The sequence below is a fragment of the Flavobacterium sp. KH_001 genome, assembly GCF_057840745.1.
Window position 1 is genome coordinate 1,922,852 of sequence record NZ_CM174520.1, and the last position, 15,609, is coordinate 1,938,460.

Below are 15,609 nucleotides of genomic sequence, written 5' to 3' on the forward strand. Positions count from 1 at the left end.
TCTAATTTAAGACCACATTGTTGTATGCGTAAAATTTGTATTTTGTTGCTGTTTTTACTTTGCGGTAATTTTTTGCGTGCGCAAGTAAATCAATCAGTTCAGGATACAACTAAAACGCAGTTTTCTGTTGGTAAAGTAGAACTTAAAAATCCACCAAGTATTTCATCGGCTTATAAATATGATCCTGCTACAGACCGATATATTTATACTAATTCTGTTGATGGTTTTTCAATAGATTATCCAATTATTTTAACCCCTAAGGAGTACGAAGATTTAGTTTTGAAAGAATCCAGAAGAGATTATTTCAGAAAGAAAATGGACGCTATAGACGGTAAAAAAACGGGAAGTGAAGCGGCTAAAAAAGATTTATTACCTCGATACTATATCAACTCAAGTCTTTTTGAAAGTATTTTTGGTAGTAATACCATTGACGTAAAGCCCACAGGTTCAGTTGAAATGGATTTGGGAATTCGTTATACTAAACAAGATAATCCTTCATTTTCACCAAGAAACAGATCCAGCCTGACGTTTGATTTTGATCAGCGAATCAGTATGAGTTTAATGGGAAAGGTAGGGACGCGCCTTGAGGTAAACGCAAATTACGATACACAATCTACATTTGCTTTTCAAAACTTATTTAAATTAGCGTATACCCCTTCAGAGGATGATATTATTCAGAAAGTAGAAGTTGGTAATGTGAGCATGCCCTTGAATAGTACTTTAATTCGTGGGGCTCAAAGTTTGTTTGGAGTTAAGACGCAACTACAATTTGGAAAAACTACGGTTACCGGTGTTTTCTCGGAACAAAAATCGCAAACTAAGAGTGTTGTAGCCGAAGGAGGTGGTACAGTTCAGAACTTCGATCTGTATGCTTTAGATTATGATAATGACAGGCACTTTTTCTTATCTCAATATTTTAGAAATAAATATGATGCTTCTTTAAAAGGATATCCTTTTATTGATAGCCGTGTACAGATTACCAGAATAGAAGTTTGGGTTACAAACAAACAAAATCGTGTAAGTACTACCAGCAATAATTTAAGAAATGTTATTGCACTTCAGGATTTAGGAGAAGGACAAATTACCGGAATTCCGGATAATGAAGTTGTTGTTATTGGTTCGACCACAGGATTTTTTAATCCTCAGATACTTATTGATTCTCCAACAGATAACAAGAACAACAGATACGATCCAACTGCAATTGGTCAGGCTGGATCGTTTTTAAATTCAAATATTAGAGAAATTGTAACAGTAAAATCAGGATTTAATAACCAAAGTATTACCGGAATAGGTGTTAATGAGGGAACTGATTATTCTATATTAGAAAATGCAAGAAAATTAACTGCGAATGAATTTACTTTTAATCCGCAATTAGGATATATCTCTTTGCAGCAACGTTTGGCAAATGATGAGATTTTAGCAGTTGCTTTTGAATACACGGCTGGAGGTAAAGTTTATCAGGTAGGAGAATTTGGTAGCGATGGTGTTGATGCAACCGTTGTTACCGGAAATAATAATTCGAATCAGGCAATTATTTCGCAAAGTTTGATTTTAAAAATGCTGAAAAGTAGTTTAACCAACGTTCAAAATCCGGTTTGGGATTTGATGATGAAAAACGTGTATCAAATACCACAAGCTTATCAGATAAAACAAGATGATTTCAGGTTAAATATTCTTTACACTGATCCTTCTCCAATAAATTATATTACGCCTGTACAGGGATCAACTTTTCCGGCTAATCCAACACCAGATAATAAAGTTGATCAAACGCCATTATTGAATGTTTTTAATTTAGACAGATTAAATTATAACAATGACCCGCAAACAGGTGGTGATGGTTTCTTTGATTACCTTCCAGGTATAACGGTTGATGTCCAAAATGGTCGAATTATTTTTACAACGAAAGAGCCCTTTGGTGAATTGTTATTTAAGAAATTGCAAAATTCAGGTTCTGGTGAAAGTTATAATGATCCAACGACATATAATGCAAATCAGCAGAAATATGTATTTAGGAATATGTACAAAAATACACAATCCGGTGCTTTACAGGATAGTGATAAAAACAAATTCTTATTAAGAGGAAAGTATAAATCATCTGGAAGTAATGGTATTCCAATCGGGGCATTTAATGTGCCACAAGGTTCCGTTGTTGTTATGGCAGCGGGAAGAAGACTTGTGGAAGGTGTTGATTATAGTGTCGATTATCAATTGGGTAGAGTTCAGATACTTGATCCTTCTCTTCAGTCATCCAATACACCAATCGAGGTTTCGTTGGAAAATAATTCTATTTTCGGACAACAGACCCGAAGATTTATGGGATTCAATATCGAGCATAAAATTTCGGATAATTTTGTTGTTGGAGGAACCTATCTTAAAATGACTGAGAAGCCTTTTACGCAAAAATCAAGTTATGGTCAGGAATCTGTAAATAATACGATTTTTGGTTTTAATGGAAATTATGCTACTGAAGTTCCTTTTTTAACTAGATTAGCTAACAAATTACCTAATATTGATACGGATGTTCCTTCGAACCTTTCCATACGCGGTGAAGTTGCTTTCTTAAAACCAGATGCTCCAAAAGCCAGTGATTTTGAAGGAGAAGCAACTATTTATGTTGATGATTTTGAGGGATCACAATCTACAATCGATATTCGATCAGCATATGCCTGGAGTCTGGCATCAACACCTTATTTGAATTCTATAAATGATAATACCTTTAATGCTAATTCTAATACATTAGAATATGGCTATAAACGTTCAAAATTAGCTTGGTATACAATTGATCCTGTTTTTTATTCTTCCAAACCATCTGGAATTTCAAATGACGATTTGTCTCTAAATACAACGAGAAGGATTTATAGTAAAGAGTTATATCCAAATACTGATATTGCTCAGGGCCAGATACAGGTTATTAATACACTTGATTTAACTTACTTCCCTTCTGAGCGTGGACCATATAATAATAATCCTAGTTTTAGTACAGATCCTGTAACGTCGAATTTTGGTGGAATTATGCGTTCTCTTAATTCAACCAATTTTGAGCAAGGGAATGTAGAGTATATCCAGTTTTGGGTACTTGATCCATATGTTGGAAATGCCGAGGCACAACCAAATAATACAGGTAAAATCTATTTCAATTTAGGTGAAATCTCTGAAGATGTTTTAAAAGATCAAAGAAAACAATATGAAAACGGATTAGGCCCGGATCAGGTAATGGTAAATCCCCGACCAATTTGGGGAGACGTTCCCGCTTCTCAATCCTTAATTTATGCATTTGATACAAATCCGGATAATCGTAAAAATCAGGACGTTGGTTTGGATGGTCTTCCAAATTCGCAAGAAGGCAGTGTTTACACTAATTATGCAGGAGAAGAAGATCCGGCGGCGGATAACTATACGTATTATTTAAATACAGAAGGTGGTGTTTTAGATCGCTATAAAAAATATAATGGTGTTGAAGGGAATTCAGCTGTAAGTGTTGATGATCCTAATCGTGGATCAACTACTTTACCTGATGTAGAGGATATTAATCGTGACAATACAATGAGTACGATTAATGCCTATTATGAATACAGTATTGATGTAAAACCGGGAATGCAGGTAGGTCAAAATTATATTACAGATATCCGTGAAGTAACTAATATAGAATTGCCAAATGGAGGTACAACAAACGCAAGATGGATTCAGTTTAAAATTCCTGTTGCTCAGCCGCAAAATACAATTGGAAACATTACAGATTTTAGATCTATTCGTTTCATGCGTATGTTTATGACTGGTTTTAACAACCAGATGACCATGCGTTTTGGAGCATTGGATTTAGTAAGAGGAGAGTGGAGAAGATATACCGGTACACTTGATGCCAACGATACGAACCCTGATGATGATGGTACCGAATTTGATGTTGCAGCAGTTAATATTCAGGAAAATGGCACAAAATGTCCTGTGAATTATGTTATCCCGCCAGGAGTTCAGAGAGAACAATTGTATAATAACAATACTATTATCAATCAAAATGAGCAATCATTAGCATTGAGAGTGGGTGGAACAGGTTTACAATATCAGGATTCCAGAGCTGTATTTAAAAATGTTAGTGTTGATATGCGTCAATACAAAAAACTTAAAATGTTCTTGCATGCCGAACAATTGCCTAACGAAAATACATTGTTAGATGATGAAATGGTAGGATTCATTCGTTTTGGAAATGATTTTACTCAGAACTATTATCAGGTCGAAATTCCTTTAAAAGTTACAAGAACTGGTGGTTCGTGTACGATCAGTCCTGATTTGGTTTGGCTTGACGAGAATAATATTGATTTAGCAATGGAACTCTTGACCAAGATGAAAATTCAGGCAATGAGTATCGATATTAATTCTACTAAGAGAGATATAAATGGAGTTTATTACCCAGATGACGATTTGAGTTTAAGTGGAGGAGATGGTGATGGTAGATTGAAATTAGGGATCAAGGGAAATCCTAATTTTGGTTTAGTAAGAAATTTAATGGTAGGGGTAAAAAGTAGGGCAGATCATAAAGATATTAAAGGAGAGGTTTGGTTTAATGAGCTGCGGATGTCGGATTTGGATAACAAAGGCGGTATGGCTGCTTTGTTAAATGTCGACACCAATATGGCTGATTTTGCGACACTTTCAGCTGTCGGCAGAAAAAGCACGATTGGTTTTGGATCTTTAGAACAAGGTGCCAATGAAAGAGATCGTGAAGATATTCAGCAATATAACATTGTAACAAATTTAAATTTAGGAAAATTATTACCTCAAAGATGGGGGATAAACTTGCCTTTTAACTATGCTATTGGCGAAGAAGTAATCACGCCGGAGTATGATCCTTTTAATCAGGATATAAAATTAGATCAATTGTTAAATGAGACAACTGATCCGGATGAAAAAGATAATATCAGAACTCGTGCCGTAGATTATACAAAGCGAAAAAGTATCAATTTTATTGGAGTTAGAAAAGATCGTGCACCAGAACAAAAACCTCATGTTTATGATGTTGAGAATCTAACATTTTCGCAATCTTACAATCAGGTGGAACGTCATGACTATGAGGTTGAGGATTATGAAGATGAGCAGTCAAATACGGCTGTAAATTATGCTTATACTTTTCAGCCAAAAGAAGTAGTTCCTTTCAAGGATACTAAGTTTATGAAGAAAAGTGAATATTGGAAAATGTTGAGCGATTTTAACTTTAATTACTTACCATCAAATATAACATTTAATACAAATATTTTAAGACAGAGTAATCGCCAGCAATATAGAGATGTAGAGACGCAGGGAATTGGGCTTGAACCACTTTATAGACGAAATTTTGCATTTAATTATCAATATGGTTTTGGTTATAATTTGACAAAATCATTAAAAATAAATTATAATGCTGCTTCAAATAATATTGTAAAAAATTATATGAATGAAGATAATACTCCTAAAGAAGATTTTAATATTTGGGATAGTTATTGGGATATAGGAACACCAAATCAACACTTACAGCAATTAGTATTGAACTACGATATTCCAATTAATAAGATTCCTCTTTTAAGTTTTGTGAAAGCGAGTTATTCCTATACGGCTGATTATAGTTGGCAACGATCTTCAACAGCATTGTCTCAATATGTTGATCCGGATGGGAATATGTTTGATTTAGGGAACACGATTCAGAATGCTAATTCGAATACGCTGACAACAACTCTTAATATGAATATGTTGTACAAGTATTTAGGTTTGACTCCGGGTGCAAAATCTGCAAAACCTAAAGCGACTGCTCCGCCAAAACCGGGAGAGAAAATTGTCAATACAGCTAAACCAATAAATAATAGTAGCCCATTTTACGATGGAATGATTGGAATTTTGACGAGCGTAAAAAACATTCAGGTTAATTATACTAAGAATAGTGGGACAGTATTGCCAGGTTATACACCTGGAGTTGGTTTCTTTGGAACGGCAAAACCTTCGTTGGGATTCGTTTTTGGAAGTCAGGATGATGTACGTTATGAGGCTGCGAAAAATGGGTGGTTGACGGATTATGATAATTTCAATCAGAACTTTACACAAGTAACAAACAAACTTTTGAAAATCACAGCCAATATCGATTTGTTACCTGATTTAAAGATTGATTTGGCAATGGATCGTGCCTATTCTGAAAACTCATCAGAACAGTATAGTGTTATTGATACACTTGGAGGTAAAGAATATAGACCTTTGTCACCATACACTTATGGAATGTTTTCGATTTCAACGGTATTAATAAAAACCTCCTTTTCTACTAGTAACGAAATTGAATCTGCAGCGTTTGATGATTTTAGAAGTAATCGTTTGGTTATTGCAAATCGCCTTGCTGAAGAGCATTATGGTGCAGGAGCCGCTATTCCTCGATATGGAGATGCAGCTAACCCAATTCCGGCGCCACCGGTCGATCCTAATAACGACCCTGATAAGCAGAAGAGAGAGATTTACACCTCTAATCAGGGATATCCAATAGGCTTTACAAAAAGTAATCAGGCCGTTTTGTTGCCTTCGTTTTTGGCAGCCTATTCCGGAGGTAATGCTTCAAGTAGTTCGACTGATATTTTTAGAAGTTTCCCAATCCCGAACTGGAGTGTTAAATACAACGGTTTAATGCGATACAAATATTTTAAGGATAAATTCAGACGTTTTTCATTGCAGCATAATTACAGGGCGTCTTATACCATAAATCAGTTCAGATCTAATTTTGATTATAATGAAAAACCGGGTGGCCAAGATATAAATACCAATTTCTATAATCAAACTATTATGTCTAATGTCAATTTAGTAGAACAATTCAGTCCGCTTATTCGCATGGATTTTGAATTGAAAAGCTCTTTAAGAGTGTTGACTGAGGTTAAAAAAGACAGGGCATTATCGATGAGTTTTGATAATAATTTATTGACGGAGGTTAAAGGTCTGGAGTATATTGTTGGTTTAGGATATCGTTTTAAAGATGTTATTTTCTCTTCAAGACTCGCAGACAATCCAACGGGAATTATAAAAAGTGATATTAATATAAAGGCTGATTTCTCTTATAGAAATAATCAGACGTTAGTACGTTATCTGGATTATGATAACAATCAGCTTGCAGCTGGTCAGAATATCTGGTCATTAAAACTTACAGCTGATTATGCATTTAGTAAAAACCTGACTGCAATATTTTATTACGATCACTCGTTCTCAAAAGCTGTAATATCAACTTCATTTCCGTTAACTAACATTCGTTCAGGTTTTACACTGCGATATAATTTCGGGAATTAATTTTTTTAGTTTCTAAACGGGATTTCATTAGAAGATTGTTACATTTGTGGCTAAAAAATTCAATTATCAATTTCAAACATAGTATTATGAGCATACCAGCAAATTTAAAGTACACAAAAGATCACGAATGGGTTAGCATCGAAGGAGATGTTGCAACTGTAGGAATTACGCATTTCGCTCAAAAAGAGCTTGGAGATATAGTGTATGTTGAAGTAGAAACTTTAGATCAGACATTGGATAAAGATGAGGTTTTTGGTACAGTAGAAGCTGTAAAAACAGTTTCTGATTTATTCTTGCCTTTAACAGGAGAAATTATTGCTTTTAATGATAGCCTGGAAAGCGCACCAGAAACAGTTAACTCTGATCCTTACGGAGCTGGATGGATGATTAAAATTAAAATTGCTGATGCATCAGAAATAGATTCTTTATTATCTGATGAAGCTTATAAACAACTTATCGGTGCCTAAACAATTATTGCTTATTTGGGCAATTATTTGCTCGGGAATTATTTCTTATTTTTGTTTGACAGACTCAAGTAACATTCCTGCTGTAAATTTTCCAAGTATAGACAAAATTGTACATTTTTGTTTTCATTTTGGATTTACAATTTCCTGGATTTTGTTTTTCAAAAAAGAACTTAAAGGAAGAGAAGCTAATGATTATAAAGCTTATCTGGTTTCGTTTATATTTTCTGTTTTTTTCGGAATCACAATCGAAATCTTACAGGGTGTTTTTACGGTAACAAGAGCAGCAGATGTAACAGATATTTTAGCAAATACAATTGGGGCGACCATTGCTGTTTTTACCGCAATCGCTTTTAGAAGGCAATTGGATAAAATATAATTTCATAAGAAACCCACCTCGGTGGGTTTTTTTATTTTCAAAAAAATCAAGCTTAAATAGCAATGTCTTTATTTAGAATTAAAATGTATTTTTGTCAAAATTCGATGTAATAGCAAAGTCATGAATATAAAGCAATATTTAGATTCGACATATTTGAAAACAGCTTCCCAGGCTAGGCTTTCGGAAGAGGAAAATATTGACGTTGTTAAAAATGTAATTCAGGAAGCAATTAAAGAAGGTTTTAAACTGATTATGATTCGGCCGAAACATGTTAGTTTGGCTAAGGAAATGATTTTGAAAGCTAATTCGAATTTACTTGTTGGAACGGTAATAGATTTTCCTGAAGGCAAATCTTCAATCGAAGATAAGATTAAAGAAGCGAATCAGGCAATAGAAGATGGAGCTGATGATTTAGATTTTGTGTGCAATTATGAAGCTTTTAAAAATGGTGAGATTGCTTTGTTGAAACAAGAGATTGTTTACGGTACACAAATTGGATTAGCACACAATAAAACTGTAAAATGGATAATTGAAGTTGCCGCTTTGACAGATAAAGAAATTATGCAAATTTCTGCATTGATCAAAAATGTAGTTATATCAAATTTTAAAGAAGAAGATTATGCTTCGGTGTTTGTAAAATCATCGACAGGTTTTTATAAAACTGAAAATGATTTGCCAAACGGAGCAACAATGGCAGCTGTTATAATGATGCTGGAAAATGCATCGCCTTTGCCAATAAAAGCAGCTGGAGGAGTAAGATCGTATAAAGATGCAATTGAAATGATTAGTTTAGGTGTTAAACGAATCGGAACTTCGGCAGCAAAAGAAATTGCCAACGGAGAGAATGCCCCAAATGATTATTAAATGAAAACCCAAATTTACGTGAATAAGATTTTTTTATCCTTTATTTTTACATTAACTACCATACTTGTTTTTTCGCAGGAAAATAATAATTCTTCCGTAAAACCAGGTTTCACAATTGAACAATTTCCTGTTTTTCCAAATTGCGAAAATTTAGAATCTAAAAAACGGGAAAATTGTTTCTATAAAGAAGTTCAGGATTTTGTGTTTAATAATTTTAAAGTTACTGAAAACTTAAAACAAACCAATTATAAAGGTGAAGTAAAAGTGCTTTTCGAAGTAGATGCAACTGGTACTTTTAAAGTAATCTATGTGAACGCAGCTAATGATGTCTTAGCTGAAGAAGCGCAAAGGGTTTTTGGTCAATTTCCTCAAATTAAGCCATCAACTTATAATGGAAAACCAACGTATTCAAAATATACAATTTCGATAAATATTCCACTAAAAAGTTCGGAGCAAATAGAGGCCGAAGCTTTGGCGGCTGCAGAAATTTTAAAGCCAGTCGAAAAGCCAATGACGGAGCTTGATAGTATCGTGTATAAAAAATACAATAATCCTGAATTCGAAAGCCATTTAAATATTCCGTTTTCGCATAGTTATTATGCGCAATTTGATGGTGCAATGAACCAGGTTGGAAGTAACAATCATACTGCATCAAAGCCTTATACTTATGCTGAGGTTTCTAAATATTATAATTTAAAAGCTGTTAACGAGTCACTTCAAAAAAAGGCTTCAACCTGGTTGGGAAGAAAATGGTGGAATGAAAATTTGGTTCAGATCCAGGGTGAAGATTATTGGTTGGCTTTAAATCCTCTGGTTGATTTGCAAATGGGTAAAGCATCAGATCTTGATGCGTCATATACCTACGTAAATACGCGAGCTCTTAATTTTAGAGGTGGTTTGGGAAAACAAATAAATTTTACAACCACAGTTTTTGAAAGCCAGGGAAGATTTGCGGGTTATTTTAATAATTATGCCGAAACATTAAAACCTTCTGGAGGAAATCCGGCAATTATTCCAGGGGTTGGTATTGCAAAAAGATTTAAAACAGATGCATACGATTTTCCTTTGGCAGAAGCTAATATTACCTACACACCAAGCAAGTTTTTTGATTTTCAGTTAGGCTACGGAAGGAATTTTATTGGAGACGGTTACCGTTCTTTGTTAGAAAGTGATGGAGCCAGTCCCTATCCGTATTTTAAAATCAACACCACTTTTTGGAAAATAAAATATACAAACACGTATATGTGGTTAAAAGATGTTCGTCCTGATGTTACTGTTGAAAAAACATACGCGACAAAATTCATGGCAAATCATTATTTAAGCTGGAATGTTTCGAATAAATTAAATTTAGGCTTTTTTGAATCTGTAGTTTGGACGGATAGCAATAATAGAGGTTTTGATGTTAATTTTGTAAACCCAATTATTTTTTATCGTACTGTTGAGTTTGCTTCATCTTCTAGAAGTGGTAATGCGCTTTTGGGATTTACAGCTAAATATAAGTGGAACAATACAGTAAATTTGTATGGTCAATTTTTACTGGATGAATTTTCGGTTGGAGATATGACGGGAGGAGAGCAGAGTTGGACTAATAAGTTTGGTTATCAATTAGGGGCAAAATATTTCAATGCTTTTAAAGTGACGGATTTATTACTGCAATTAGAATACAATCATGTTCGTCCTTATGTGTATTCACATAGTGCTGTTATAACAAACTATGGTCATAATAATCAAAGTGTGGGACATCAATGGGGTGGGAATTTTAATGAGCTCCTGGTAATTGGTCGATATCATAAAGGACGTTATTTTGGTGATGCTAAGTTTACAATGGGTACAAGAGGTTTGGATTTTGATACCGCTGAGGATAGTTATAATTACGGAGGTAATATTTATAAAAGTTACGATGAAAAGCGACCATATGATACTGGTGTAAAAGTAGGGCAGGGTAATAAAACAAGTGTTTTTATTGCAGATATTCAGGCTGGTTATTTAATAAATCCAATGACGAATTTGAAGTTGTTTGGAAGCTTTATCTATAGAAATTTTGACCCAACACAAGAAACAGCTGCGACTTTCAAGCAAAGTACAACATGGTTGACCATCGGACTGCGTACTGATGTCTTTAATTGGTATTTTGATTACTAAGATTTAATAAGATTTTTCGAAATAATTGTGTTAAAGATTTACAAGTCCTTATTTTCTAAAGGTTTTATTGAAAAAAATCTAATTTTATAGTCAGGAATTCTACAATCTAATTTGTACATTTGCACCACTCAAAAAAAACATACAAACAATAACGGTTTGAATACTACAAAAAACACATTCTCATTTAAATCAATATTTCAAGATTTTAAAGAAATAACTAAAGCAGGACTAGCTATTAGTGTTTTGTTTTCCTCGATTGCGGGATATTTATTGGGTGTAAATGATGAACACCCTTTTAAATGGAGTGTTTTGGTTGTTTTATCTATTGGAGGATATTGTATGGTAGGAGCTTCCAATGCTTTTAATCAGGTAATTGAAAAAGATATAGATGTATTGATGGATCGTACAAAAAATCGCCCGGTTCCGTCTGGTAGAATGTCTCCAAAAGTAGCTTTGTTTGTAGCAAGTCTGCTGACTGTTTTGGGAATTGGTTTGCTGTATTCAATAAATGCGAAGTCGGCAATGTTTGCCGCAATTTCAATATTTTTATATACAAGTATTTATACGCCATTAAAAACGGTAACTTCGTTATCAGTTTTTGTTGGTGCGTTTCCTGGTGCGATTCCGTTCATGCTAGGTTGGGTAGCTGCTTCAGGAGAGTTTGGCATTGAAGCAGGAACTTTGTTTTTGATTCAGTTTTTCTGGCAATTTCCTCATTTTTGGGCTATTGGATGGTTTTTGTATGAAGATTACGAGAAAGCTGGAATCTTTATGCTTCCAACAGGTAAAAAAGATAAAGGCACAGCATTGCAGATTATTTTATATACAGTTTGGTTAATAATAGCTTCGTTACTACCGGTTTTAGGTTTTACAGGCCAGTTGTTTATTAGTCCGATTGCTGCAATTATTGTATTCTTATTGGGTTTGTGGATGTTGTTTTATGCAGTTCGTTTATATAAGCTGAGAACGGCAAAAGCAGCAAGAACATTAATGTTGGTGAGTGTTTCGTACATATCACTATTGCAAATAGTATATATAGTAGATAAATTTTTAAGATAGGTATGGAAATGACAATGACAACAGGTGAGGAACAATTACGAAAATCAAAATCGGCTAAACTGATTTTGTTATTCGCCATGGTTAGTATGACCATGATGTTCGCCGGACTTACAAGTGCATTTGTAGTGAGTAAATCAAGAGCTGACTGGTTGAAGAATTTTGAACTGCCAACAGCATTTTATTACAGTACAGCAGTTATTATTGGTTGTAGTGTTACTTTTTATTTGGCAAAAAAAACCATTCAGAAGGATAACAGAAGTGCGACAACGGCATTACTTTTAGGAACATTGGCGTTAGGGGTATTATTTGTGGTTTTACAATTTGTAGGTTTTGGGCAAATCGTAGAAAGTGGTTATTATTTTACAGGAGAAGGTAGTTCAATTACTACAACTTTTCTTTACGTAGTTACCGTTACGCACTTATTACACTTGGCTGGTGGGCTAATTTCACTTTTAATTATAATTTATAATCATTTTAAACAAAAATACAATTCGACTCAAACTCTTGGTATAGAACTAGGTGCGATGTATTGGCACTTTTTGGATTTATTATGGGTATATTTATTTTTATTTTTATATTTCTTTAAATAAGAAAAAAACGTAAATTTGGGAACTTTTTAACGAATATCTTTTATGGAAGCGACAGTTACTACTGCAAATAACGACGAAAAAACTTGGGGAGGCGGAGACATTCAGCCATTAGGAGCAAGTTATGGTAAAATGATGATGTGGTTTTTTATCGTATCAGATGCCTTGACATTCTCTGGATTCCTTGCTGCTTATGGTTTTTCTAGATTTAAATTTATTGAAACATGGCCTTTGGCTGATGAAGTGTTTACTCACTTTCCATTTATGCATGGTGTTTCGGCTCCAATGTATTATGTAGCCTTAATGACTTTTATTTTAATTTTCTCATCTGTAACAATGGTTTTAGCTGTTGATGCAGGTCACCAATTGAAAAAGACAAAGGTTGCTGTTTATATGTTCTTAACTATTATTGGAGGTTTAATCTTCGTTGGATCTCAAGCCTGGGAGTGGAAAAACTTCATTAAAGGGGAATATGGTGCAGTAGAAACAGCTGGTGGAAGTTTATTACAGTTTGTTGATGCACAAGGTAACAGAGTAGCTCTTGAAAAATTTGCGGTAAAATTGCCGGAGCAAAGAGAAGCGCTTACAAGATCACATGGTACTTGGTTTGTGGAAGATGCGGAAACGCAGCCGACTTATACTGTTGCTGAAGTACAGGCTGGTTTTAAAGCACATCCTGAATTATTGATCAGAACGGAGCAACTTACTGATAAAAAGAAAAAAACAGTATTGACTAGAGCAGAATCTGAGTCTCGTCTAGGTACTGCAAAATATGTAGTAGAAGGAGCTAACTTGACAAGAAACGAGTACGGAAGTAAATTATTTGCTGATTTCTTCTTCTTCATTACAGGATTTCACGGATTCCACGTATTTTCTGGAGTTATTATCAATATCATCATTTTCTTTAATGTATTATTGGGAACTTACGAGAAAAGAAGAAGCTACGAAATGGTAGAGAAAGTTGGTTTATACTGGCACTTTGTCGATTTAGTTTGGGTATTTGTATTTACAGTTTTCTACTTAGTTTAATTTTAGATTTTAATTATTATGTCACACGAACACGTATCAAATACAAAAAGAATCTGGTTTGTTTTTGCATTACTTTCAGTAGTAACTACAGTAGAAGTTATCCTGGGTATTTTAAAACCAGAATCATTAGAATTTAATCATTTTGTAGGTTTGAATTTATTGAACTGGATTTTCTATATCCTTACAATTTTCAAAGCTTATTATATAGTATGGGCATTTATGCACATGGAAGGTGAAAAAAGCAGCCTTAGATGGTCTGTTGTATCACCAGTTATTTTCCTAGTTTTATATTTATTGTTTATTCTATTGACAGAAGGACATTATATTTATGGGGTTTTTAAAGATTCTACCATTAAATGGAATTTTTAACATGATATTAATTCGAAAAGAAGCTCCGTTTAACGGAGCTTTTTTTATTTTTGTACCTCAATAACTTCCGTTAATACAATGAAAAAAAATATAGTTCTCTTTGTACTTTTTGTTCTGCCGATTGTAGCCTATTTATTTTTTGCTTCAGGAGTAAACAGTTTTACTAAACTTCCAACAATAACTCCTAAAATTGCCGACTTTGGTAATTGGGAATCATTAAAAGGTGAAAAAGTAACCCTAAATAACAAGATAACAATTCTTGGTTTTTCAGGTTCTGAAATTCTAAAAAACAGAGGGAATTTTTTCAATCTGAATGAGAAAATCTACCAACGTTATAATGGCTTTAAAGATTTGCAGTTTGTAGTTGTTTGCCCTTTAGGAACAGAAAACGATGCGCAGAAAATTGAAGAATCTTTAGGTGCTTTTACAGATGTATCGGGTTGGCATTTTGTTTTTGCTTCTCCTCAGGAAATTAAAACCTTTTACGATCAATTGCATTTGAAAGGAAAATTAGATCAAAATCTTGGAACTTCAAATGTTTATATCGTAGATAAGGCAAGAAATTTAAGAGGTAGAAAAGGAGCTTCAAAAGATAAGAAAGACGAATACAAAGAAGGTTATGATACTTTTCATCCATCTGAGTTAAGCAATGAAATGCTCGATGATTTTAAAATCATATTATATGAATATCGTGCTGCTCTCAAGAAAAATCATAATGCTACAAAAGAACTTTAATCTTTAAAATATGTTTAAAAATAAATCATATATCGGAATTTCGTTTATTGTTTTAATCTTCGGAATTTATGCAGTGCCAAAAATAGTGGACAGAATAAAAAATGGTGACGTTGTAAAAGGAAATCGTTTGGATAATGTAGGTCTGAAATCTTCAAAATCGGATGCTAAACTTTTGACTATCGGTCAGGCTCCAAAATTTGAATTAACCAATCAGGATAACGCTAAAGTATCAAATCAAACTTATAAAGGAAAAGTTTATGTTTTAGAGTTTTTCTTTACAACCTGTCCTTCTATTTGCCCAAAGATGAATTTGAGTATGTTGGAGATTGAGAAAACTTTTTTCGGAAACCCAAACTTTGGAATTGTATCTATTACAATCGATCCTGCTCATGATACACCGCAAGTTTTAAAAGATCATGCAAAGTTGTTAGGGGTAAAATCGTCGAACTGGAATTTTTTAACGGGTGATAAAGCAACAATAATGGATCTGTCAAACAAAGGATTCAACTTGTATGCGGGAGAAAATGCAAAGGTAAATGGTGGTTTTGAGCATTCAGGTTTATTTGCCTTAATTGATAAAGATGGAAATATTCGTTGTCGTAAAGATGAATTTGGAAACCCAATTTTATACTATGATGGACTGGATAAAAAGGGAGTTAGGGACATACAAGAAGATATTAAAATATTATTAGAAGAATAA

At 33.8% G+C, this 15,609-nt stretch carries 11 protein-coding genes; all 11 read left to right on the forward strand.

Features of this window, described 5'->3' with window-relative positions; genetic code table 11:
- The first annotated feature begins 24 nt into the window (after positions 1-24).
- A complete protein-coding gene (gene sov, locus AC3ITQ_RS08335; RefSeq protein ID WP_489237981.1) occupies positions 25-7,281 on the forward strand; it encodes a T9SS outer membrane translocon Sov/SprA in 7,257 nt (2,418 codons plus the stop codon).
- Positions 7,282-7,367: 86 nt separating this feature from the next.
- Positions 7,368-7,748 (forward strand): glycine cleavage system protein GcvH, encoded by a 381-nt coding sequence (gcvH, locus tag AC3ITQ_RS08340; protein WP_056188370.1) that lies wholly within the window; start codon positions 7,368-7,370, stop codon positions 7,746-7,748.
- Positions 7,741-8,124, forward strand: a complete 384-nt coding sequence (locus AC3ITQ_RS08345) for a VanZ family protein (RefSeq protein WP_489237983.1) — start codon at positions 7,741-7,743, stop codon at positions 8,122-8,124. Before gcvH ends, AC3ITQ_RS08345 begins: the two co-directional genes overlap by 8 nt.
- Positions 8,125-8,244: 120 nt before the next feature.
- Entirely contained in the window at positions 8,245-8,988 is a 744-nt protein-coding gene (deoC, locus tag AC3ITQ_RS08350) for a deoxyribose-phosphate aldolase (protein ID WP_489237984.1), read from the forward strand.
- Positions 8,989-11,130, forward strand: a complete 2,142-nt coding sequence (locus AC3ITQ_RS08355; RefSeq protein ID WP_489237986.1) for an energy transducer TonB — start codon at positions 8,989-8,991, stop codon at positions 11,128-11,130.
- Positions 11,131-11,286: 156 nt separating this feature from the next.
- Complete coding sequence (cyoE, locus tag AC3ITQ_RS08360) at positions 11,287-12,189, forward strand: heme o synthase (protein ID WP_489237987.1); 903 nt, start codon at positions 11,287-11,289, stop codon at positions 12,187-12,189.
- A 2-nt stretch (positions 12,190-12,191) separates the two neighbouring features.
- The gene (locus AC3ITQ_RS08365; RefSeq protein ID WP_489237989.1) at positions 12,192-12,779 is read left to right on the forward strand and encodes a cytochrome c oxidase subunit 3; all 588 of its coding nucleotides are present in this window, start codon (positions 12,192-12,194) and stop codon (positions 12,777-12,779) included.
- Positions 12,780-12,821: 42 nt separating this feature from the next.
- Positions 12,822-13,805 (forward strand): cytochrome c oxidase subunit 3, encoded by a 984-nt coding sequence (locus AC3ITQ_RS08370; protein ID WP_194657957.1) that lies wholly within the window; start codon positions 12,822-12,824, stop codon positions 13,803-13,805.
- A gap of 18 nt (positions 13,806-13,823) precedes the next feature.
- Complete coding sequence (locus AC3ITQ_RS08375; RefSeq protein WP_072975495.1) at positions 13,824-14,174, forward strand: cytochrome C oxidase subunit IV family protein; 351 nt, start codon at positions 13,824-13,826, stop codon at positions 14,172-14,174.
- Between the two features lie 78 nt (positions 14,175-14,252).
- Positions 14,253-14,909, forward strand: a complete 657-nt coding sequence (locus tag AC3ITQ_RS08380) for a hypothetical protein (protein ID WP_489237992.1) — start codon at positions 14,253-14,255, stop codon at positions 14,907-14,909.
- 10 nt (positions 14,910-14,919) lie between these two features.
- Positions 14,920-15,609 carry an SCO family protein gene (locus AC3ITQ_RS08385; protein ID WP_489237994.1) on the forward strand — a complete coding sequence of 230 codons (690 nt, stop codon included), beginning with the start codon at positions 14,920-14,922 and terminating at the stop codon, positions 15,607-15,609.